Annotated in this window: 1 protein-coding gene (cut by both window edges); it reads left to right on the forward strand. The window is 70.5% G+C overall.

Every position in this 26,709-nt window falls within one protein-coding gene, locus tag EEB19_RS14655, for a non-ribosomal peptide synthase/polyketide synthase, read on the forward strand. The gene is 54,996 nt long; 5,745 of those nucleotides lie to the left of the window and 22,542 to its right, leaving coding positions 5,746-32,454 in view, spanning codon 1,916 (complete) through codon 10,818 (complete); the first codon wholly inside the window starts at position 1. The start codon and the stop codon both lie outside this window.

Genomic DNA, 26,709 nt, shown 5'->3' on the forward strand with positions numbered 1-26,709 from the left:
GCGTTGCTGACACGGGGTTTCGACGTCGCCCGCGACCTGCCCATCCGTGCGTGCCTGGCGAGTGCCGCCGACGACGATCATCTGCTGGTCGTCGTCGCCCACCACATCGCCGCCGACGGCGAGTCCGGGCCGGTGCTGGCCCGAGACCTGGCCGCGGCATACTCCGCGCGTGCCGCGGGCGCGGAGCCGAGCTGGGCGCCCCTGCCGATGCAGTACGCCGACCACGCACTGTGGCAGCGCGAGGTGCTCGGAGACGCCGCCGACCCGGAGTCGCCCCTCGGACGGCAATTGAATTACTGGACAAGACAACTCGCGGGCGCGCCGGATGTCCTGGCGCTGCCGATCGATCATCCTCGGCCGACGGTCGCCTCGACGCATGCCGGTTCGGTCGGTTACACGGTCGGCGAATCCGTACGCCGAGATCTCGACGCCCTCGCCCAGGCTCACGGCACCACCCTGTTCATGGTCGTCCACGCGGTGCTGGCGACCCTGCTCGCACGTCTGAGCGCCACGTCCGACATCGCCATCGCGACACCGGTGGCCGGACGAGGACACGCTGCACTCGACGACCTGGTCGGCATGTTCGTGAACACTCTCGTGTTGCGCACCGAAGTCGTCCCCGAGGCGTCGTTCACCGCACTGCTGGACGATGTCCGTGGGATCGACCTCGACGCTTTCGCGAATGCCGATGCGCCGTTCGAACGTGTCGTCGACGCCGTCGATCCCGTCCGGTCGGAATCGTTCGAACCCCTCGCGCAGGTCCTGCTCGTGTTCGACCAGAGCGGGCTCGGTCCCGCGGCCGTCGGGGATCTCGTGATCTTCACCGAGGATCCCGGTGCCGAGTCGGCGAAGTTCGATCTGACCGTCGGGGTCGCCGACTCCGACGACGGCGGCCTGTCGGGGACGCTCGTCTACGCCGCCGACCTCTTCGACGCCCCGACGGTCGAGCGGATCGCGACGATGTTCACCCGGCTGCTCGGCGCCGTTGCCGAGGCGGCAGCCACCGGAGACTCTCCGACCGTGGGCGACCTGCCGGTGCTCGACGCCGCAGACGTCGAGGACGCGATCGGGGTCGCCGCCGGCCCGAGCGTGGACCTGCCCGGCGACGTGCTGCCGAATGTGCTCTCCGCCTACGGTGTTGCGCATCCGCAGTCGCCGGCGCTGATCGCCGACGACGGGACCGTGCTGACGCATGCCGATTTCCGCGCACGAGTCGACCATCTGGCCCGGCGGCTGATCGCCTTCGGCGTCGGACCCGACACGGCGGTCGCGGTGTGCATCCCGCGTTCGGTGGACATGGTCGTCGCGATCCACGCGGTCGTCACCGCCGGTGGCCAGTACGTGCCGATCGACACCGATGCCCCTGCCGACCGGGCGCAGTACATGATCGAGACATCAGGCGCGACAGTGCTTCTCGTCGTCGACAGTGACCGTCCCGATGCGGTGGCGACGGTCGATGTGCCGGTCGTCGTCGTGGACCACGATGCGATGGCGTCGAACGGCGCGGAGAGCGGCCCGGTCACCGACGCGGACCGCCTCGAGCCACTGCGTCCGGATCACGCCGCGTACACGATCTTCACCTCGGGATCGACCGGTCGGCCCAAGGGCGTCACCGTCAGTCACCGTTCGGTCCTCAACCGGTTGGCGTGGGGGCTCTCGACCTTCCCGCTGGGCACCGACGACACCGTGATCCTGAAGACTCCCTACACCTTCGACGTGTCGGTGCCCGAGCTCTTCGCGCCGGTGATCGCCGGCGCACGGATGCTGATCGCGCGACCCGGCGGTCACACCGATCCCGATTACCTCGCCGGCGTACTCGACGAGCACGCCGTGACGTCGGTGCACTTCGTGCCGTCGATGCTGTCGGTGTTCCTCGACGTCGTCCCCGCCCCGGACCTGTCCCGGCTGTCCCGGCTGAGGTACGTCTTCTGCTCCGGTGAGGCGCTGCCGCCGACCGTGGCGGCCGCCGCGCGCGCGGCCTTCGGCGGGGCCGGGCTCCACGACCTGTTCGGCCCGACGGAGGCGGCGGTCGAGGTCGCCCATCACGAACTCGGCGTGGTCGGCGACGTCGTCCCGATCGGGCGGCCGGTGTGGAACACCCGGACGCGGGTGCTCGACTCGCGGCTGCGTGTCGTGCCGGCCGGGGTGCCCGGTGAGCTCTACCTTGGTGGCGTCCAGCTCGCCCGCGGCTACGCCGCCCGACCGGATCTCACCGCGGATCGGTTCGTCGCCGACCCCTACGGTGCGCCCGGCTCGCGGCTCTATCGCACCGGCGACCTCGTCCGTGTCGATGGACGGGGAGATCTGGAATACCTGGGGCGCACCGACTTCCAGGTGAAGCTGCGCGGCCAGCGGGTCGAGCTCGGCGAGATCGAATCCGTGCTGGCGGGCGCACCCGGAGTCGTGCACGCCGCCGCCACGGTCGCGACCGGGCCCGGTGGCGCCCAACACCTCGTCGCCTACCTCGCACCGGCGCAGACCGTCGACATCTCCGCCGCCGAACGTGCTGTCGCCGACGCGTTGCCGCAGTACATGCGCCCGACCGTGTGGACTGTCCTCGATGCCCTGCCGATCGGCAATGCGGGCAAACTCGATCGGCGCGCACTCCCGGAACCGGATTTCTCGGCGACGACGCCGGACGAGGCGATCGCACCCGCTTCGGAGACCGAGCGCCGCATCGCCGACATCGTCGCCGGCGTCCTGGGCGTCGACAGCGTCGGTGTCACCGAGTCCTTCTTCGCGCTCGGCGGCGATTCGATCATGTCGATCCAGCTGTCGGCGCTCCTGCGTGCGGCCGGATATCCGGTGAGTCCCCGGGACATCTTCGAGCACAAGTCGGTTCGAGCGCTGGCCCGGACGGCGGGGGCGCCGACCGCGTCGATGCTGGAAGAACTCCCGGGCGGCGCGATCGGCGAGGTCTCGATCACGCCGACGGTCCGCTGGATGCTCGAGCATGCCGACACACCCTCGGACATCGCCGACTACTCGCAGGCGGTCGTGGTGTCCCTGCCGGCCGACGTCGACGAGTCCGACCTCGCAGCGGTCGTCGAGGCCGTGGTGGCCCACCACCCGATGCTGTCGGCACGACTGTCCCGGGCGGACGACGGCTGGTCGCTGCGGGCAGGTGAGCCATTCGGTGCCGCCGACCTGGTGACGATCCGATCCGCCGCCTACCTGGCGGGCGACGCGGAGATCACGGACGCGGAAGCGCTTGTACGCGCGGCACATTCCGATGCGCTGGGCCGCCTCGACCCGGCGGCGGCGCGGATGATCGCCTGCACCGGCGTGCGCGGCGACGGGGCCGACCCCGGTCGTCTGGTCGTCGCGGTCCACCACCTCGCCGTCGACGCCGTCTCCTGGCGCACGATCGTCACCGATCTCGCCGTCGCGTGGGCACAGCTGTCGGCCGGTGAACCCATCGAACTGACCCCGGCCGGCACATCACTGCGACGCTGGGCGGAGGTCCTCGATGACCTCGCCGTCTCCCGACACGACGAGATGGCACTGTGGGAACGGCACCTGCCACCGCGTCCGACGACGCTCGGCACACCGATCGATCGCGACCGCGACCGGCAGTCGACGGTGGCACCGCACACGATCCGGATACCGGAGACCACCACCGACGCGGTCCTGAGCCGGGTGGCCGCCGCCTTCCGCACCGGTGCCGACGATGTCCTGCTCGCGGCGCTGAACCGGGCGCTCGCACAGGCGCACTCGACCCGCCGATCCGGGGCGACGACGCCGATCACCGTCCTACTCGAAGGCCACGGACGCGAAGAACAGGTCACGGGCCCGGATGCGGCCGCCGACTTGTCGCGCACCGTCGGCTGGTTCACCAGCGTCTCCCCGGTCACCGTCGACGTCGACCCGGACGCGGACATCGTCGACGTCGTCAAGGCCACCAAGGAGGCGGTCGCCGAACGGCCCGATCACGGCATCGCGTTCGGTCCGCTGCGCTGGCTGACCGAATCATCTCCGCTCGCCGAGCGTCCGCTGCCCCCGGTCACCTTCAACTTCCTCGGCGGCGGCGCGGCCGGTCGGCGGAACCCGAGCGCGCCTGTGCCGGGCACGAGCATCCCGGCCGCTGCAGACCCGATCGCCCCAGACCCGATCACTGCAGACCCGATCACTGCAGACCCGATCGCCGCCGTCGCGTTCGCGCCGGTCGCCGACGCCCCGCGACTGCCCGGCACGGTGTCCGGCGCGATGGCGGTCACCGCGGAACTCGCCGTCAACATCAACACTGTCGCGACGGCGAACGGTCGTGTGCTGGAGGCCGAGTTCGCCGCACCCGCAGCCGTTCTCGATGCGGACACGGTCGCCCGGCTGGCCGATGGATTCGCCGCCGCGCTGTCCGAGATCATCGCCGGCATCGACGAGCGCGGCGAACCCGGATTGACCCCGTCCGATGTCGCCGCCATCGGCCTCACCCAGGGCGAGATCGACGAACTCGCCGACCGCCGGCCCGGTGCCGACCTGTGGCCGCTCTCCCCACTCCAGCGCGGACTGTTCTACCAGGCGGAGGCGGCGCACCACGACGACGCTTCCGCAGACCTCGACGTCTACGTGACCCAGGGCGTGATCGAGGTGCGCGGACCCGTCGACGACGTCCGACTGCACGACGCCACGCGGCGACTGCTGGACAACCAGCGTGTGCTGCGCTCCGGGTATCTGCGCACCGCCCTCGGCACACCGGTCGCGGTCGTACCCGCCGACGTCGAACCCCATTGGGAGACCACCGATCTGTCGGAGGAGAACGAGGCCGACGCGGGCTACCGGGCCACCGAGATCGCCCGTGCGGACCGGATCACGCCGTTCGACCTGTCGGCGCCCCCGCTGATCCGGTTCCGCCGGATCCGCATGCCCGACGATCTCACCCGGATCGTCATCACCAACCATCACCTCCTGCTCGACGGCTGGTCGACCCCGCTCGTGCTGGCCGAGCTGTTCGCCCACTACGGCGGCGTCGAGCTGCCCGCCCGCGCCGCGCACACCGACGCCGCCGGACCGACCGCAGTCCACGGACACACCGACTTCGCCGACTTCCTGGAGTGGCTCGACTCCCGCGACCGGACCGCAGGTCTGGCCGCCTGGCGCGACGCTCTCGCCGACGTCGACGGACCGACGCTGGTGCGTCCCGGACGGAGCAACGGCGCGAGTGAGGAGCCACGCGACCATCGGGTGACCGTCGGCGCCGAACTCACCACCGCACTCACCGATCTCGCGCGCGCGGCCGACACCACGCTTCCCACGGTCCTGCAGTACGCCTGGGGTGTCCTGCTCGGACGGCTGACCGGACAAACGACGGTCACCTTCGGCGAGACCGTGTCCGGACGTCCGCCGGAACTGCCCGGCGTCGAGTCGATGATCGGTCTGTTCATCAACACACTGCCGGTGGTCGTCGATGTCGACCCGGCGCAGGCGGCCCGTGCCGGTATCGAGGATCTACAGGCCGCCAAGGCCCGGTTGCTCGACCACCAGCACCTCGGACTCGCCGAGATCGCCTCCGCGACCGGACACACCGTGCTGTTCGACACGTTGACCGTGTACGAGTCCTATCCCGTCGACGCCGAGGCGGTCAGCGCCGGGAGCCTCGCCGCGGGCCTCGAGATCGACCACATCTCATTCAGCGACGCCACCCACTACCCGCTGAACCTCGCCGCCGCCCCCGTCGCGAACGATGGTGGCGACAACATCGCACTGACCCTCAAGTACCTGCCGGACGCTTTCGGTGCCAACGAGATCCACCGGATCGCCGACATGTACCGCGCCCTGCTGGGTGGCTTCGTCGACACACCGGACGGTGCCGTCGGCGACATCGTGCTCGCCGGTGCCGACGAACGGGCCTACCTCGCGCCCAAGGTGGCCGCACCGACGACGCGGCCCCGGACCATCACCGATATCCTCGCCGAACGGACGATCATCGGTGACCGGCCGGCACTCGTCCTCGGCAACCGCACGGTGTCCCACGCCGACTTCGCCGACCGCACACAACGTCTCGCCCGCCTGCTCATCGCCGAGGGGATCGGCCCGGGTGAGGTCGTGGCGGTCGCGATGGCGCGGTCGATCGACTCCGTCGTCGCCGTGTGGGCCGTGCTGGCCACCGGCGCCGCCTATCTGCCGATCGATCCCGCACTGCCGGCGGATCGGATCGGGCACATGCTCACCGATTCGGGTGCGGCGTCGGGCATCTCACACCGGGACGCGGCACCGGGCGGCTCGTCGGCCTCCTGGATCCTGCTCGACGACCCCGCGACCGAGACCCGACTCGAGACATGGTCGGGCGCACCCGTCACCGACGCCGAACGCACCCGGCGCCCCCGTCTCGACGACATCGCCTATCTGATCTACACCTCCGGTTCGACCGGACGCCCCAAGGCCGTCGCCGTCTCCCACCGTGGTGTCGCAGGATTGCTGGCCGCCCAGGAGACGATCTCGGGCATCGACGACGACACGGCGGTGCTGCACGTGGCGTCGCCGAGCTTCGACGCCGCGTTCTTCGAGATGCTGTGGGCGATCGGACTCGGTGCCACGCTGGTCATCTCACCGTCGGAGGTCTACGCCGGTCCCGCTCTCGTCGACGTCATCGTCGACGGTCGGGTCACCGACGCCGTGATCACGCCGCAGGTCCTGGCGACGATGGACCCGGCACGGGTCACGTCGCTACGGCATCTCACGACGGCCGGCGAGGCCTGCCCCCCTGAGGTGGTGCACGCGTGGGCGCCGGGCCGCGAGATGTACAACCTGTACGGCCCGTCCGAGGCCACCGTGTGGGCCACGTCCGCGCAGGTCCGTCCGGGAGAACCGATCACCATCGGTGATCCCATCGCCGGATTCGGGGTGACCGTCCTCGACGAGCGGCTGCATCCGGTCCCGGTCGGCGCGGTCGGCGAACTCCATCTCGCCGGCGACGCGCTCGCCGTCGGATACCTGCATCGTGCCGGGTTGACCGCCGCGACCTTCGTCGCCGACCCGTACGGGCCGCCCGGGCATCGCCTGTACCGCACTGGTGACCTCGTGCGCTGGAACGAACGCCACGAACTGGAGTACGTGGGGCGCAGCGACTTCCAGATCAAGATCAACGGTCAGCGCGTCGAGCTCGGTGAGATCGACGCCGTCCTCGCCGTCCAGCCGGGTGTCGCCGGTGCCGTGACCCTCGGGGTGCGCGGACCCGGCGGGACGGTCCGCCTCGTCGGTTACGTCGTCAAGGATTCGACCACCCAGCACCCAGACACAGGCACCCAGCCCACGGACGGGTCGTCGGTGACCGCTCGACCCGCCGGGCCGGATTCCGATGAGCTGATCGCGGCGGTCCGCGGACGCCTCGCCCAGTACATGGTCCCCTCGGCGATCGTCGTGCTGGACGCCCTGCCGCTCACCTCCAGCGGCAAGCTCGATCGCCGCGCTCTGCCGCTGCCCACATGGGAGACCGCCGCGGACGTCGCGCCGACGACGTCCGAGGAGATCCTCGTCGCCGGAATCGTCGGGGAGCTCGTGGAGCGCGACCACGTCGGTGCGCTCGAGTCGTTCTTCGACCTCGGTGGGAACTCGCTGTCGGCGACCCGTCTGGCCGCACGTATCTCCGCGACGACCGGTGCAGGCCTGAGTGTGCGGGACATCTTCGACCATCCCACCGTGCGTGAGCTCGCGCGGCTGATCGGCGACACCGAGAACCGGGACACCTCGGTCGCACCGGGTTCGATCACCCGGCCCGATCACCTTCCGCTGAGCTACTCCCAGCAGCGGATCTGGTTCCTCAACCGATTCGACCCGGCCTCACCCGCCTACAACATCCCACTGGTGCTCGATCTGCGCGGCGACATCGACAGCGCCGCACTGCATGCGGCGTTCCTCGATGTCGTCGCCCGGCACGAGGTCCTTCGCTCCACGTTCGAGGAGACCGACGACCGCACCGCGGATCGCCCCGCCGGACCCGTGGCGACCCAGCGGGTGCACCCGGTCGACGACCTGGGCGCGCTGGTCGGGTGGCGGGAGCTCGCCGGTGACGTCGAACAGATCGCCGCCGCGGTGACCGACGCGGTGACCACCGGATTCGACACGACCCAGGACCTTCCGATCCGTGGTCTGCTGGCAACCGACGCCACCGAGCCAGACCATGCCGTCCTCGCGATCGTGCTCCACCACATCGCGGCCGACGGCGAGTCGATGACACCGCTGCTCGCCGACATCCTCACCGCCTACCGCGCCCGCACCGTAGGCGCGGCGCCGCAGTGGGAGCCGCTACCGGTGCAGTTCGCCGATGTCGCGCTGTGGCAGCGGCACGTGCTCGGCGATCCGGCCGATCGGGATTCCCCGCTCGCCGCCCAGACCCGTTACTGGACAGACCAACTCGCGCATCTGCCAGATGTCCTGAACCTGCCTGCGGACCGCCCACGACCGGCGGTCGCCTCACTGCGCGGCGACACCGTGGACCTGACCGTCCCCGCCGACGTCGCGGCGGCTGTCCGTGCGATCGCCGCCGAGGCCGGGGTGACGCCGTTCATGGTCCTGCATTCCGCGCTGGCCGTGCTGCTCGCGCGGCTCTCCGGCACCGGCGACATCGCCGTGAGCACCCCGATCGCCGGTCGCGGAGATCCGGCCTTCGACGCGCTCATCGGCATGTTCGTCAACACGCTGGTGCTCCGCACGGAGATCGACACGGGGGAGACCTTCGCCGCCCTCCTCGATCGAGTCCGGCAGGTCGACCTCGACGCGTACGCCCACGCCGACGTCCCGTTCGAGCACATCGTCGAGACGCTGAACCCGACGCGCTCGGAAGCCTTTGCGCCACTGTCGCAGGTGCTGCTCTCCGTCGATTCGACGCCGCCGGCGCACATCGATCTCCCCGGCCTCACCGTCACCCCGGCCCCCGCGGGAGCGCCGTCGGCGAAGGTCGACCTCACCATCGAGATCGCCACCGGACGAGAAGATGCCGAGGGCGCCGTTGTGGTCCCGGAGGAGCGAGGCGCTGTTGGTGGTGTCGTGGTCCCTGAGGATCGGGGCGCGGTCGGTGGTGTCTTGGTCCCTGAGGATCGGGGCGCGGTCGGTGGTGTCTTGTTCCCTGAGGAGCGAGGCGCTAGCCGAGCGTCACGAAGGGCCCTTCGTGACGCTCGCAAGCTCGCTCCTCAGGGATCGGAGGAAGTTGACGGGCTCGCTCCTCAGGGACCGGGGGAGGTTGACGGGCTCGCTCCTCAGGGATCGGAGGAAGTTGACGGGCTCGCTCCTCAGGGACCGGGGGAGGTTGACGGGCTCGCTCCTCAGGGACCAGGGGAGGCGTGGCGCGGATCGATCGTGTACGCGACGGATCTGTTCGACGCCGACACCGTCGAGCGTTTCGCCGCAGCGTTCCTCGCGCTGCTCCGTGACCTCACCGCCGACCCGGCCACACCCGTCGGCGACGTCGCGCTGACCTCCGCGACCGAATACGCTCTCTTGCAGGAACTGTCGATCGGGCGTCCGGTCGAGCTGCCCGCGACCACCCTGGACACCGCGATCATCGAGCGAGTCCGGCGCGACCCGACCGGGACGGCCCTGGTGTCGGACGACCGGGTCGTCGACTACGCCGAATTCGGTTCCCGTGTCGCGACTCTCGCACGCAACCTCATCGGGCGGGGCGTCGGACCGGACGTCGCCGTCGGCGTCTGCCTGGCCCGCTCGGTCGACATGGTGGTCGCCGTGCACGCGATCGTGGCGGCCGGCGGTCAGTACGTGCCCATCGACACCGACGCCCCCGCCGACCGGGTCCGGTACATGCTCGACACCGCGCGTACCGACCTCGTGCTCGTCGGCCTCGGCGACATCCCGGCAGCGATCGCCGACAACGACGTCGCGACCCTCGTCGTCGACACCACCGGACCCGTCGCCGACGACGTCGCGCCGATCACCGATGCCGACCGGATCGCACCGCTGCAACCCGACCACGCCGCCTACACGATCTTCACGTCCGGCTCGACCGGGCGGCCGAAGGGCGTGACGGTGACCCATCGCGCCGTGCTCAACCGCATCATCTGGGGTCTGGACACCTTCCCGCTCGATACGTCCGACACGGTGATCCTCAAGACGCCGTACACCTTCGACGTGTCGGTCCCCGAAATCTTCGCGCCGCTGTACGCGGGTGCGCGCATGCTGATCGCCCGGCCCGGCGGGCACACCGACCCGGCCTACCTGGCCGATGTCATCGAGACCTTCGCGGTGACCTCCGTACACTTCGTGCCGTCGATGCTGTCGGTCTTCCTCGACGTCGTCGACGACGCGACCCTCGCGCGCCTCACGTCGCTCCGGTACGTGTTCGCCTCCGGTGAGGCCCTGCCTCCCGCCGTGGCCCGAGCGACCCGTGATCGCATCCCATGGGCACAACTGCACGACCTGTTCGGTCCCACCGAGGCCGCGGTCGAGGTCGCCCACCACGCCCTCGAGACCGTCGGCGACATCGTCCCGATCGGGAGACCGACCGACAACACCACGACCTGGGTTCTCGACGACCGTCTGTACCCGGTGCCGCCCGGTGTCCCCGGCGAGCTCTATCTCGGTGGTGTACAGCTCGCCCGCGGATATGCCGACCGCCCCGACCTCACCGCCGAGCGATTCGTCGCCGACCCGTACGGCACCCCCGGCGGGCGTCTGTACCGCACCGGCGACCTCGTCCGCTGGAACCGTGATGCGGCCGGCGACGGCGCCCTCGAGTACCTCGGCCGCACCGACTTCCAGGTCAAGCTCCGCGGTCAGCGCATCGAACTCGGTGAGATCGAGAGTGTCCTCACCGCGCTCGACGACGTGGTCCACGCGGCGGTCACCGTTGCCCGATCGTCCTCCGGTGCCGAACACCTGGTCGCCTACCTGGCCGGTCCCGAGTCCGCCGACAGTGCGAGAGATGCGGTGGCACACTCGCTTCCCGAGTACATGCGACCCACCGTGTGGACGCTGCTCGACGACGTCCCGCTCGGCAGCTCGGGCAAGCTCGATCGCCGCGCCCTGCCCGAACCCGACTTCGGCACCGCCGACGCCGACCATGTCGCACCGGCCGACGACGACGAACGAGTCATCGCCGGCGTCATCGCGGGCGCGCTCGGCGTACCGCGGGTGTCGGTGACCGAGTCGTTCTTCGCGCTCGGCGGAGACTCGATCATGTCCATCCGCGTGGCCTCGGCGCTGCGCGCCGCCGGTCTCGCGGTGAGTCCGCGCGACATCTTCGAAAAGCGCACCGTCCGTGCCCTCGCCGCCGCGGCACGGACATCGGCCGGTGGAGAACTCCCCGAATTCGACGGTGGCGGTGCCGGTCCGGTGATGGTGACCCCGGCCGTCCACTGGATGCTCGAGCATGCCGACGGCCCCGACGACATCGCCGACTTCTCTCAGGCCGGCGTGCTGACCCTGCCCCGGGAGATCGACGAGCAGTCGCTGGGGACGGTGCTCTCGGCGGTCGTCGACCACCATCCGATCCTCACCGCCCGGCTCGTCCGCATCGACGGCACCTGGGAGATGGCCGCCGGCGCCGCGGTCGACGTCACCGCCGCCGTCGACATCCGCGACGTGGACCATCGCGTCGGTACGGCGGAGTTCGCCGAATCGGTCCACAGCGCCCACGCCGAGGCACTCGCCCGGCTCGACCCCGCAACTGGAGCCGTTGTCGCGGCGATCGGAGTGCGCGGCCCGGACGGTGACGGCCGGCTCGTCCTCGCCATCCATCACATCGCGGTCGACGCCGTGTCCTGGTCGACCATCATCACCGACCTCGTGACCGCCTGGGCGTGCCACAGCGCAGGCGAGCCGATCGAGCTCCGGCCGGCCGGAACCTCCATGCGCCGCTGGTCGGCCGTTCTCGCCGACCTCGCCGACCGCAGCGACGAACTCGATCTGTGGTCGCGGCATCTCGCCGGTGCCCCGGTACTCGATGGTGGTCCCGGGATCGACGGCGCCGAGGCGGCGGGCGAGCCGGCGGCCGAGACCGGAATCGGGCGGCCGATCGACCGCACGCGAGACCGGCAGTCGACGGTCCGGACGGTCTCCTGGACACTGCCCGCGGCGCTGTCTGAGTCGTTGGTCACCAGTGTTCCCGACGCGTACCGCACCGGCACCGACAATCCGCTCATCGCCGCACTCGCCATCGCGGTGGCCGAGATGAGCCCACGCAATCAAGTGTCGATCCTGCTCGAGGGCCACGGCCGCGAGGAACAGGTCTCACCGGCCGGGACCCGCGCCGACCTGTCCCGCAGCGTCGGATGGTTCACCAGCATCGCACCGCTGGCGATCGACGTCACCGACACGGCCGATCCGTCGGCAATCGTGAAGACGGTGAAGGATTCCCGGGCCGAGATGCCCGATCACGGGATCGCGTTCGGCGCGCTGCGTTACCTCCGCGAGGGATCGCCGATCGCACGAACACCGTTGCCGCCGATCAGCTTCAACTACTTCGGGAACGTGGCCGCCCCCGACGAGGACTCCGCCGACACGGGCACGGACACGCCCGGATTCCTTCCTGCGCACGACGCGCCCGTGTTGCCGCCGTCGATCAGCGGCGGCATGGTGGCGCTCGCCGCGCTGACCGTCAACGTGTCGGTGGTCGCGACCGACTCCGGACGCGTCCTGCGCGCCGACCTCGGCGCCCCGGCGGCCGTACTCGACGCCGACGATGTGACCGCGATCGCGCAGCGGTGGCAGGACGCCCTCGCCGCGATCGCCGCACACGTCGACAGTGCCGGCGATCCAGGACTGTCCGAATCCGATGTCGCGGGAACCGGATTGACGCAGCGGGAGATCGACGGGCTCGCCGTCGAACATCCGGGCGCCGAGTTGTGGCCGCTGTCGCCACTGCAGCAGGGCCTGCTGTTCCAGTCCGAGGTGGCGGCCCGGCCCGGAGAACTCGACCCCTACCTGATGCAGGTGGTCATCGAGATCGCCGACGGAATCGACGAGGCGCGCATGCGCCGCGCCGCCGCCGAGCTGTTCCGGGTCCATCCGGTACTGCGCTCCGCGTTCGTCCGGACACCGGTCGGGACGCCGGTCACCGTGGTGCCGCCCACCGTCGAACCCGATTGGCAGACCGTCGATCTCACCGATTCCGACGTCGAGTCGGCGCAGACGGCGGTGTCTGCACTGGCCGACGCCGAACGCGCTGAGCGCTTCGACCTGTCCCGGCCGGGTCCGATCCGATTCATCGCGGTCGCCATGCCGTCCGGCGGACACCGTCTGATCGTCACGAACCATCACATCCTGCTCGACGGATGGTCCGGCCCGCTGGTCATCGCCGACCTGTTCGCCGCCTACGTCCGGAACGGTGAGAATGCCCCCGGCCTCGGCCAACCCGGTACGACCGACCGGGCCGACTACCGCGACTTCCTGACCTGGCTGGGCGACCGCGACCGGGGAGCGGCACGACGGGCCTGGACCGCAGAACTGGCACCACTCGACGGCCCGACGCTGCTCGCCCCCGGCCACACATCGGCGGTGGGGGAGACGCCGGAATCCCACGAGATCGATCTCGACGACGATCTCGTGGCAGGCCTGCATCGGTTCTCCCGGGATCACGGGGTCACCCCGTCGACCGCGATCCAGGTGGCGTGGGGACTGACCCTGGCGCGCCTCACCGCCAACCGGGTCGTCGCGTTCGGCGAGACCGTATCCGGGCGACCGGCCGACCTCGACGGTGTGGAGGCCGCAGTCGGCCTGTTCATCAACACCCTTCCGGTGATCGTCGACTGCGATCCCGGCCGGACGCTCGCCGAGATCGCCGCCGGACTGCAGGATGCCAAGACCCGCCTGCTCGATCATCAGCACCTCGGATTGGCCGAGATCGGTGCCATCGCCGACGAAGCGGTCCTCTTCGACACCCTGACCGTCTACGAGTCCTACCCGGTCGACGCCGAGGCGCTCGCCTCGGGGAGCCGGGCCGCCGGACTGGACATCACCTCGGTCGAGTTCGCCGACTCGACCCACTATCCGCTCAACCTGATCGTCGCCCCCCGGACCGACAGTGTGGCGTCGGACGGTATGGCGACGGACGGTGTGGCGACGGACGGTCCGGACTCCCCGGACGGGATGCGGTTCCGCTTCACCTACCTGCCGAGTGCGCTGGACGCCTCGGAGGTGACCCGCATCGCCGGACATGTGCTCACCGGACTGCGTGCCCTGGTGGACCTCCCCGACCGGAAGGTGCGAGACGTCGACACGATCAGCGACACCGATCGTGATCTCGTCGAGTCGTGGTCGGCGGGAGAGATCGTCGACGTCGGGCCGGAGACCCTTGCCGACCGCGTCGCCGCTCAGATCCTCGCGACACCCGCCGCCCCCGCACTGCGCTACGACGACCGGACGGTCACCTACGCCGAGTTCGGTTCGCGGGTCTGGGGACTGGCCCGCGAGCTGATCGCGCGGGACATCGGCCCGGACGTCGCGGTCGGCGTGTGCATCCCCCGTTCGATCGAGCTGCTCGTCGCGCTGCACGCGGTCGTCGCGGCGGGCGGACAGTTCCTGCCGATCGACCCGGACGCCCCGGCAGACCGGGTCGCGGCGATGCTCGGCTCCGCCGACGCCGCGCTGGTGCTGGTCGGCCGCGACATCCCCGAACCCGTCGTGGCACAGCAGATCACGACGCTGACAGTCGACGCCGACACTGCCGGCGCGAGTACGTTCTCCGGGTCCGCTCCTGCTCCCGACCGTGCGATGGCCCCGGTCACCGACGACGACCGCATCGCACCACTCGCCGGTGACCACGCGGCCTACACGCTGTTCACCTCGGGGTCGACCGGCCGGCCGAAGGGCGTGACGGTCACCCATGCCGCGATCGTGAACCGCCTCGCGTGGATGCAGGCCGCCTACCCGATCGACGGGTCGGACGTCGTGCTGCAGAAGACCCCGGCCACATTCGACGTGTCGGTGTGGGAGTTCTTCTGGCCGTTGACGGTCGGCGCCGAACTGGTCGTCGCACGACCCGACGGCCACCGCGATCCCGTCTACCTGGCGGCGGTGATGCGGGACGCCGCGGTGACCACGACACACTTCGTGCCGTCGATGTTGTCGGCCTTCCTCGACGTCGTCGGCCCCCGCGGGCTCGCCGAGCTCACCTCGGTGCGGCAGGTCTTCACCTCGGGTGAGGCGCTCGCGCCGTCGGTGGCGTCGACGGCCCTGGAACAGCTGCCGGATACGCTGCTGCACAATCTGTACGGCCCGACCGAGGCGGCCGTGGACGTCACGGCCCACGAGGTGCTGCCGGACGAGCCGACGATCGCGATCGGCCGACCGGTGTGGAACACCGGGGTGCGGGTGCTCGACGACCGTCTTCGTCCGGTGCCGCCTCGTGTCGCCGGCGAGCTCTACCTCGCGGGAGCGCAGGTCGCCCGCGGATACGCGGGTCGAACCGATCTCACCGCCGATCGGTTCGTTGCCGACCCGGCCGGTCCCGCGGGCACCCGCATCTACCGCACCGGCGACCTCGTCCGCTTCACCGTCGGCGGCGAGCTGGAATACCTGGGCCGCACCGACTTCCAGGTCAAACTGCGCGGCCAGCGCATCGAACTCGGCGAGATCGAGGCAGTCCTCGCGTCCGTGCCCGGTGTGGTCCACGCCGCAGCGGCCGTCGTCGCCGGTCCCGGGGGAGACGATCACCTCGTCGCCTATGTCGCAGGCGGTGGCGTCGCGACCGACACCGATGACACCGGCACCGAGGTCACCGACACCTCTGGGGTCGTCGACGTCGACGCGGTGAGAGATGCTGCGGCGGCGGCACTTCCCGAGTACATGCGGCCGACGACCGTGTCGGTGCTCGACCGGATGCCGCTGAACAGCGCAGGTAAGATCGACCGCCGCGCGCTGCCGACACCCGATTTCGGGCCGGGCGAGTTCGTCGAACCCGCCACCGACACCGAGCGTTCCGTCGCCGCCGTGCTGGCCGAGGTCCTTGGCCTCGACGAGGTGTCGGTCATCGACAGCTTCTTCGATCTCGGCGGGAACTCGCTCTCGGCGACGCGCGTGGCGGCACGGATCTCGACCGTCCTCGATACCCATATCGGTGTCCGCGAGATCTTCGAGGCCCCGACTCCTCGTGCGCTGGCCGAACTGATCGCGGTTCACACGGCCGGCGCCCTCGAACCGGTCACCGCAGCGCAGCGCCCGGACCGCATCCCGCTCTCGCCGGCGCAACAACGGATGTGGTTCATCAACCGCTTCGACCCGACATCGCCGGCCTACAACATCCCGTTCGCCCTCACGCTGACCGGCCGTCTCGAAAACACTGCGCTGCGTGCCTCGATCGCCGACGTCGCCGCCCGGCACGAGAGTCTGCGCACGCTCTTCCCGTCCGACGACGACGGTCAGCCGTATCAGCACATCCTCGAGCCGGACGCGTTGATCCAGGACACCTCATGGTGGACCACACCCGCCGACGGCGCCGCCGCGCTCGACATCGCCGCCCAGCCCTTCGACGTCACCGGCGATCTGCCGATCCGCGCAGCCCTGGTGACGAGGTCACCCGACGAACACCTGCTCGTGGTGATCCTGCATCACATCGCCGCAGACGGGGAATCGCTGGCGCCGCTGTTGCGCGACATCGTCATGGCTTACCGTGCGCGCGTCGCAGGCCATGCTCCGCAGTGGACGCCGTTGGCCGTCCAGTACGCGGATGTCGCGCTGTGGCAGCACCGCGTACTCGGTGCCGCCGACGACCCCGACTCGGTGGTGGGTCGGCAGGTGGACCACTGGATGACGCAGTTGGCGAACCTGCCCGACGTCATCGAACTCCCCACCGACCGGCCACGACCCGACGTCGCCTCCCACCGTGGCGGACTGGCCGAGTTCGACATCCCCGACGACCTCGTGGCGGCCGTGGACGATCTGGCCCGCGACCACGGGGCGACCCCGTTCATGGTCCTGCACGCCGTCCTCACCGCGGTGCTGGCGAGGATCGCGGCGACGGAGGACGTCGCGGTCGCGACACCGGTGGCCGGACGAGGGCAGGCCGAACTCGACGACGTGATCGGCATGTTCGTCAACACCCTGGTGCTCCGCAGCACGGTTCGTCCCGGTATGTCCTTCGCCGAACTGCTGACCGCCACGCGTGGAACCGATCTCGATGCGTTCGATCACGCGGACGTCCCGTTCGAGTATCTCGTGGAGCGACTGTCGCCGGTCCGGTCGGAGGCGTTCGCACCGCTGGCGCAGGTGATGTTCACCCTCGAACAGCATGCCGAATCGCGAGTCGATCTGCCGGGCCTGACAATCGACCCGGCAGACCCAGGTGATCCCGCCGCGAGGTTCGATCTCACGGTCGGACTGTCGGCGGTCCGGGACGACGACGGCCGACTCTCCGCCCTCACCGGCTCGATCGTCTACGCGCGCGACCTCTTCGACCACGACACCGCGTTGACGATCGCCGACTGGTACCTCGCCGTCCTGCGCGCCGTGACCGACGACCCGACCACGGTGATCGGCGACGTCTCGCTCGTCGACGCGGCCACGCGCGGCCGGCTGCGGGCCATCTCGCAGGGACTCGAGGTCGACATCGACCCCACGCTGCTGCCCGACGCCATCGCACGGGCGGTCCGCGCACACGGGCGCGCGACCGCCGTCGTCGACGGCGACCGGACCCTCACCTACGGCGAGTTCGGTGATCGAGTGAACGAGCTGGCGCACAGGCTGATCGGACTCGGTGTCGGCCCCGAGGTCGCGGTTGCGGTCGGCGTGCCGCGATCGGCCGAGATGCTCGTCGGCGTCCATGCCGTCGTCGCGGCCGGCGGACACTACGTCCCGCTCGACCCCGCTGCGCCCGCCGACCGTACCCGCCACATGCTGCAGACCGCAGGAGCGTCGATCGTCGTCGTCGGTCCGGACGGACCGTACGGGTTGCTCGCCGAGACGATCGCGGACCCCGAGATCACCGTCGTCCGCGTGGATCTGTCGCAGGCCGGTGCGGGCCGGTCGGAGTCCGCTCCCGTCACCGACGCGCAGCGACGCGGACCGCTTGCCGCCGACCACGCCGCCTACACGCTGTTCACCTCGGGCTCGACCGGCCGCCCCAAGGGCGTCGTCGTCAGCCACGCGGCGATCGCCAACCGTCTCGCGTGGATGCAGGACGCCCACCGGTTGCGTCCGTCCGACGTCGTCGTGCAGAAGACGCCCGCCACCTTCGACGTCTCGGTGTGGGAGCTGTTCTGGCCGTTGACAGTCGGCGCCACGCTCGTCCTCGCCCGGCCCGACGGACACCGTGACCCGGCGTATCTCGCCGCACTCATCCGCAACACCGGCGTGAGTACCGTCCATTTCGTGCCGTCGATGCTGTCGGCCTTCGTCGAGATCCTCGGCTCCGACGGCCTCGCCGGGCTGACGTCGGTGCGTCAGATCTTCGCCTCCGGCGAGGCATTGGCGCCATCGGTCGCCGACGCAGTGCTGCGGGGGGTACCGAATGCCCGGTTGCACAACCTGTACGGACCGACCGAGGCCGCCGTCGACGTCACCGCCCATGAGGTGCGACCCGGCGATGATGCGGTGCCCATCGGACGTCCGGTGTGGAACACCACCACCCGCGTGCTGGACGCCCGCCTGCATCCGGTGCCGATCGGCGTGCCGGGTGAGCTCTACATGGCGGGAGTCCAGCTCGCCCGCGGCTACGCCGCGCGCCCGGACCTCACCGCCGAGCGTTTCGTCGCCGACCCGCACGGTTCGGCCGGTGCACGCATGTATCGCACCGGAGACCTCGTCCGCCACACTCCGGCAGGAGATCTGGACTACCTGGGCCGCACCGACTTCCAGGTGAAGCTCCGCGGCCAACGGATCGAGCTCGGTGAGATCGAGGCCGTGCTCCTGACGGCACCGGGCGTCGTGCACGCGGCAGCGACCGTCGCGGTCTCCGGCGGGGACGAACACCTCGTCGCCTACGTCGCCGGGGCATCCGGAACCCCGTCCGTCGACCTCGACGAGGTGCGGTCGGTTGCCGCCCGGATGCTTCCCGAGCACATGCGGCCCACGGTGTGGATGCCGCTGGAGTCGGTCGAACTGACGTCGGCGGGCAAACTCGACCGCCGCGCCCTGCCCGCACCCGGGCCTGCGTATCGCGACGGCGACGACGAGTTCGTCGCCCCCGCACCCGGCACGGAGCAGACGGTCGCCGACATCGTCGCCGAGGTCCTCGGGGCCGACCGGGTCTCGTCCACCGACAGCTTCTTCGATCTCGGCGGGACCTCGCTGTCGGCGACCCGCGTGGTCGCCCGCATCGGACGTGCCCTCGACACCGAGGTGTCGGTGCGCGACCTGTTCGAGGCGCCCACCGTGCGGGCCCTCGCCGAACGGGTGCGGCCCGGAACCGGGGCGAGCGCCGCGATCGAACCGAGGCCGCGCCCGGCTGTCATCCCGCTCTCGTTCGCCCAGCAGCGAATGTGGTTCATCAACCAGTTCGACACCTCCTCGGCCGCCTACAACATCCCGTTCGGCCTGCGCCTGCGCCCGGCCCAGAGTGACGCCGACCCCGTCGACGCCGCACCCATCGACACCGCCCCCATCGACGTCGAGGCGTTGCTGTCGTCGATCCGCGATGTGCTTGCCCGACACGAGATCCTGCGCACCGTGTATCCGACGGTCGACGGCCGGCCGACGCAGCACATCCTCGACCCCGCCGATGCCGCAGAGCTGCTCGATGTCTCGGTCGCAGTGGACGCCGACGATCTCGTCGACGTGACCGGCCGCGGATTCGACGTGACCGCTCAGTTGCCCCTCCGGGCGCGCGTCTTTCGAGATGCGGACTCCGGGCTCACCGACGTGATGGTGGTGATCCACCACATCGCGTTCGACGGCGAGTCGGCACGGGTGCTCGCCTCCGATCTCGTCGGCGCCTACCTCGCCCGGACCGCCGGCGTCGCGGCTCGCCCGGCACCGTCGGTCCAGTATGCCGACTACGCGCTCTGGCAGCACGAGACACTGGGGCGCACGGACGATCCGCAGACACCCGTCGGACAGCAGTTCGCCCATTGGATGTCCGTCCTCGACGACATCCCCACGGTCACCGAACTCCCGGCCGACCGGCCACGACCCGGTGTGCTCGATCCCGAGGGCGCGCGTCTGACCGTCGAGGTCCCGCCGGCGATCGCCGACGCGGTCGCACGTACCGCGCGGGAGGCGGGTCTGACCCCGTTCATGGTCTGCCACGCCGCGCTCGCCGTGCTGGTCTCGCGCCTGGCCTCCACCCGTGACGTGGTGATCGGCACGCCGGTTGCGGGCCGGGGACAGGCCGCCCTCGACGACGTGATCGGCATGTTCGTCAACACCCTGGTGCTGCGGACGACCGTCGACCCCGCGGTCACCGTCGGCGACCTCCTCGACGTCGTCCGCGACGTCGATCTCGATGCATTCGCCCACGCCGATGTCGCGTTCGAACAACTCGTCGACGCCCTGGCGCCCGAACGATCTCCGGCGCATGCACCGCTCGCGCAGATCGCGTTCACCTACGCCGCCGACGACCCGTCGAGCAGGCAGGCGCTCCGCACCGCGGGCGTCGTCGCCGAACCGATCGACATCACCGACCAGGACGCCAAGTTCGACCTGACCGTGGGGGTGCTCGAGCGGCCGGCCACCGGGGTGTCGCCCGACCTGACGGTCGAATTCCTCTACGCCCGAGCACTGTTCGACGAGACGACCGTCCGCGGGTTCGCCGACACGTGGATACGGGTGCTGAGCGCCCTGACCGCCGATCGTGGCGCGGTGATCGGGGACATCGATCTCCTGAGTGACGACCAGCGCCGCGAGATGGACGCCGTCCGCGCCGAACTCGCCGCCGCGCGCCGCGCCGCGGACACCTTCGGTGGCGGACGCACGCTGCCCGAGGTCCTCCTCGATCGCACCCTCGACCCGGATCACACGGCACTGATCGCCGACGACGACACGACGATCACCTACGGCGAGTTCGAGGCCCGTACCAACCGGCTCGCCCGAGTGCTGATCTCCCACGGTGTCGGACCCGAGGTCGTGGTCGCCGTCGGAATCGCCCGCTCGATCGAGTCGGTCGTGGCCACGTGGGCCGTCATCAAGGCCGGCGGCGTGTACCTCCCGGTCGATCCGACCTACCCGGCCGACCGCATCGACCACATGCTGTCGGATTCCGGTGCAGCCCTCGGCATCACCACCAGTGCCGACCGGGCGCTCCTCGGCGAGCGGGACCGGCCGCGGTGGCTCGTGCTCGACGACGACGGCCTCGTCGCCGCCGTTGATCGCGTGTCGTCGGAGCCGCTCACCGACGCCGACCGGCTCGGTCCGGTGCGGCTGGACAACCTCGCCTACCTCATCTACACCTCCGGCTCCACCGGGCGACCCAAGGCCGTCGCGGTCGCCCATCGCGGGGTCTCCGACCTGGTCCAGGCACACCGTGAGATCTCCTACGGTTCGGCGACCCGCGTACTGCACGTCGCGTCGCCCAGCTTCGACGCGTCGTTCTTCGAGATGATCTGGGCCATCGCATCGGGACACACCCTGGTCGTCTCACCCGCCGAGGTCTACGGTGGACCCGCACTGGCCGAACTGATCTCACGCCACCGCGTGACCGATGCCGTGATCACCCCGACCGTCCTGGCGACCATGGACCCGGCCGGGCTGTCCGGACTCAAACACCTGGCCACCGCCGGCGAGGCGTGTCCGCCCGAACTCGTCGAGCGGTGGGCGCCGGGCCGCACTCTGCTCAACTTCTACGGCCCCTCCGAGACCACCGTCTGGGCGACCGCCGGACGCTCGGAGCCCGGTCGGCCGGTCACGATCGGACGCCCCATCCGGGGATTCACCGCCTACGTCCTCGACGAGCGACTCAACCCGGTCCCGCACGGGGTGATCGGTGAGCTCTACCTCTCGGCGCCGGGTGTGGCACGGGGCTATCTGGCACGCGCCGGACTGACCGCGTCCCGATTCGTCGCCGATCCCCTCGGACTGCCCGGATCGCGGCTGTACGCCACCGGTGACCTGGTGCGTCGCACGGCATCCGGCGACCTCGAGTTCGCGGGGCGCGCCGACCATCAGGTGAAGATCAACGGCCAGCGGGTGGAGCTCGGCGAGGTCGACGCCGTCCTCACCGCCACTCCCGACGTCGACCAGGCCGTCACTCTCGGAGTCCGGGACGACGCCGGCCGTACCCGGCTGGTGGCCTACCTCGTCGGTGACGGAATCCGGGAATCCGAGGTCGCGCAGGCGGCGGCGACCCGCCTGGCGGCGCACATGGTGCCCGCACAGCTGATCGTCGTCGATGCGCTCCCGCTGACCCCCGCCGGCAAGCTCGACAGGGCCGCCCTGCCCGCGCCCGACTTCGTCGTCGACACGGAGTTCGTCGCTCCCGCAACGGATGCGGAGCGCGCTCTGGCCGACATCGTCACCGGGCTCCTCGGCGTCGACCGGATCGGCGTCGCCGACTCGTTCTTCGCCCTCGGCGGCGACAGCATCATGTCGATCCAGTTGTCGTCGGCGGCCGCATCCGCCGGACTGCGTCTCACTCCACGAGACATCTTCGAGCACAAGACCATCCGTGCGATGGCCGCCGCCGCGGGACAAGCCGGGACGCCGATCGCGCCGCTGCCCGAACCGGCCGGCGGACCCACGGGCCGGATGCCGCTCACACCCATCGTCGACTGGCTGATCGACCACGCCGACCAGCCGGCAGATCTCGCGGACTTCTCCCAGTCGACCCTGCTGCACCTGCCGGCCCAGACGACCCCCGCCCACCTCACCGCGATCATCGCTGCGCTTCTGCGCGCGCACCCGATGTTGTCGGCGCGACTGCGTCTCGAATCCGACGGATGGACGCTGGACGCCGGCCACGACATCGACGCGGCCGTGACCATCGGCGTCGAGACGGTCCGAGATGACCCGCACACCACGGAGTTCGCGGATGCGGTGGCAGAGCTGCACGCCGCGACGATGGCCGAGCTCGACCCGACGACCGGCCGGGTGCTGCGCTGCGTGGTCATCACATCACGTGACCACAACGGCGACCCCGACAGCGCCTACGGTGACGGCGCACGCCTGCTGCTCGTCCTGCATCACGTCGCCGTCGACGCCGTGTCGTGGTCGACGATCATCGTCGATCTCGCCACCATGTGGTCGCAGGTGGGCGCGGGCGGTGAACCCCGTCCCGACGCCGAAGGCACCTCGGTCCGCGCGTGGGCGCACCACCTCGCCGAGCTCGCCGACGGACGTGCCGCCGAACTGCCCTACTGGCTCGAGCGGCTCCCGACCGCGGACGAGTACGCCGATGTCACCGCACGCATGCGCGATAGGCGGACACACGCGACGACGATCGACCCGACGACCACCGCGGCCCTGCTCACCGCGGTCCCGGAGGCGTTCGCCGCCGGCACCCAGGATGCACTGCTCGCCGCGCTCGCCCGGGCGGTCGCCGACACACCGCTCGCCGACGACGCCTCGGTGGTGATCCAGGTCGAGGGCCATGGACGTGAGACCGACATCGCCGCAGTCGGTTCCGAGCCGCGGTCGGTCGATCTGTCGCACACCGTCGGCTGGTTCACCACGATCTCACCGATCCGTATTTCGGTCGGGGATGGGCACGGGGTCGTCCGGACGGTGCAGGACGCCAAGGAAGAGCTACTCGGTCGCCCCGACAACGGGATCGGGTTCGGCATCCTGCGCTCGGCCGCGCGGAGGTCTGACCAGGTCGACGCCGACCTCGCCGAACTGGGCCGGCGACCGCTGCCGACCATCGGGTTCAACTACTTCGGCAACGTCGGTGCCGGGACCGTGGCCGACGCCGGAGTCGACGCCCCCACGGAATCAGCTTTCCTGCCGACCGGCGACCGTGTGGCACTGCCGTCGACGCGCAGCGGCGCCCTGCGGGCACCGAACGCCTTGTCGGTGGACGTGAACACCGTCGTCGTCGACGGACGGCGCACCCTGCGGGCGACCTTCACCTATGTCGACGACGTGCTGACCGCCGACGAGGTCAGCACCATCGCCGACCGGTGGGCGTCGGAACTGGCAGCGATCGTCGACGCCATCGACGCCGGAACCCCCGGCCCATCGCCGTCGGACCTCATCGGGCTGCCGTTGACGCAGGACGAGATCGACGAGCTCCGCGGCCGCCATCCGGGCGCCGACATCTGGCCGCTCACACCGCTGCAGCAGGGCCTGTACTTCCAGGCCGAGCTGGGCTCGACCGCGACGGACGGCCGCGGTGGTGCAGAGAGTGCCGGTGGCACAGGCGAGATCGACGTCTACGTCACTCAGGCCGTCATCGAGTTGGCCGGTGATGTCGACGTGCGGCGACTGCACGATGCCGCGCGTGCGCTCCTGGCACACCATCCGGTGTTGCGCTCCGGCTATACCCGCAGCAGCCGGGGCACGCCGGTCGCCGTGGTCGCGCCGGAGGTCGAACCCGAGTGGGTGACGATCGATCTGCGCGACGCCGGCGGCGATGCGATGGCACGACTCGACCACATCGCCGCAGAACAACTCCGGGAGCCGTTCGTCCTCGACGAGCCCGCCCTCATCCGATTCGCTCTCGTCGTCCTGCCGGCCGACGACACCGGCGTCACCCGCTCGGCGTTGGTCGTCTCCGATCATCACCTGCTCGTCGACGGATGGTCGGGCCCGCTGGTACTGGGCGACCTGTTCGCCACCTACTTCTCCGGACAGCCGATCACCACCGGCACCCCGGACTTCTCCGAGTTCCTGCGGTGGCTGTCACGACGGGACGCCGACGCGGGGCGTGCCGCGTGGGCCGATGCGCTCGCCGATCTCGACGGGCCCACTCTCGTCGCACCCGGTCGGATCGCCACCGACAGCACGCGGCCGCGCGACCATGCGATGGACGTCGAAGCCGGGCTGTCGGAGGCGATCGGTCGCACCGCTCGCAGGTTCGGGGTGACGACATCGACGTTCCTGCAGTTCGGTTGGGCGGTGCTGCTGTCGCGACTGACCGGGCAGCGGTCGGTCGTGTTCGGTGAGACCGTCGCCGGACGTCCGGCCGACATCGACGGTGTCGAGCAGGCGGTCGGACTGTTCATCAACACAGTGCCCGTCGCGGTCACCGTCGATCCCGATCAGTCGATCGATACCGCACTGCGCGATCTGCAGGAGGCCAAGACCCGGCTCCTCGACCACCAGCACCTGGGGCTGGCCGACATCGCGGCGGCCGCGGGCCACCACACACTGTTCGACACCCTCACCGTGTACGAGTCCTACCCGGTGGACACCGCAGCCCTCGCCGAGGGCACCCATGGGTCGGACGAGGAATCCTCGGCGTTGTCGATCACCGAGGTCCGCACCGGCGACGCCACGCACTACCCGCTCAATCTCGTCGCGGCACCGGCGCGCGGGACCGACGACGACAGCCCCACTCTCCGTCTCCAGCTGAAGTATCTGCCGGATGCCTTCTCCGACAGCCAGATCGCGCACCTGGGCCGGATCTATCACCAGATCCTCGCGCACCTGAGTGCCTCGGCCGGCGGCGGTCACCTGCGTGACATCGACCTGTTGTCGTCGGCGGACCGCGACACCGTGCTGGACTGGTCGCGCGGTGCCGTCGTCGACGTCGCACACGAGTTCGTCGGTGATGCCCTCGCGGTGACCGCGGCCCGGACACCGGACACCATCGCGGTGATCGACGGTGATCGGTCGATGACGTACGCCCAAGTGTCGTCGCACGTCAATCGTCTGGCACGGACACTGATCGCCGAGGGTGTCGGGGCCGATGACGCGGTGGCCATCTGCATGCCGCGATCGATCGAGATGATCGTCGTGGTGCATGCAGTCGTCGTCGCCGGGGGACAGTACGTCCCGATCGACACCGAGGCGCCCGCCGACCGCATCCGGGACATGCTCGAGACAGCCTCTGTCGCACGTGTTCTGGTCGGTCCCGGTGAGATCCCCGACGGGCTCCGGTCCGCACTCGAGACCTCGCCGACCGTGCCCGAAATCTCGCCGACCGTGTCCAAGATTTCGCCGACTGTGCCCGAAATCTCGCCGACCGTGCCCGGAATTTCGCCGACTGTGCCCGATGAGCGAAGCGCTGGACCCGATGGGCGCGAAACTGGACCCGATGGGCGCGAAACTGGGCACGATGGGCGAGATACTGGGCACGATGGGCGAGATTCTGCGCCCGATCGGCGGGCGGTGGCGTCCGTGGCGGTCCTCGTCGTCGACGTCACCGACAGCGCCGCCGACGACAGCGCCGCCGACGACAGCGCCGCCACCGACAGCGCCGCCGACGACGCGCCGCTGCGGCCGGAGGAGCGCCCGTCGCGCCGGCCGGATCACGCGGCGTACACGATCTTCACGTCCGGGTCGACCGGGCGGCCGAAGGGCGTCACCGTCTCCCACCGCGCCGTCGTCAACCGACTGCGCTGGGGTGTCGGCGAGTTCCGGCACGTCGACGCCGACGCGACGACGATCCTGAAGACGCCGTACACCTTCGACGTCTCGGTGCCGGAGCTGTTCGCCCCCTTCATGATCGGCGCGAGGGTCGTCATCGCCCGCCCGGGTGGTCACGCCGACCCCACCTACCTCGCCGACCTCATCGCCCGTCACGGCATCACCGCGATCGACTTCGTCCCGTCGATGCTGGCGGCGTTCCTCGACGTCGTCGACGACGACCGTCTCGCCGCCATGACCGGCCTGCGGTATCTGTACCTGGCGGGGGAGGGGCTGCCGCCGTCACTCGTCGCGGCGGTGCGCCGACGACTGCCCCACGTCGAGATGTACAACCTCTACGGCCCGACCGAGGCCGCCATCGAGGTCACC

Origin of the sequence: Gordonia sp. OPL2 (genome assembly GCF_003797825.1) — a bacterium.
GTDB lineage: Bacteria > Actinomycetota > Actinomycetes > Mycobacteriales > Mycobacteriaceae > Gordonia.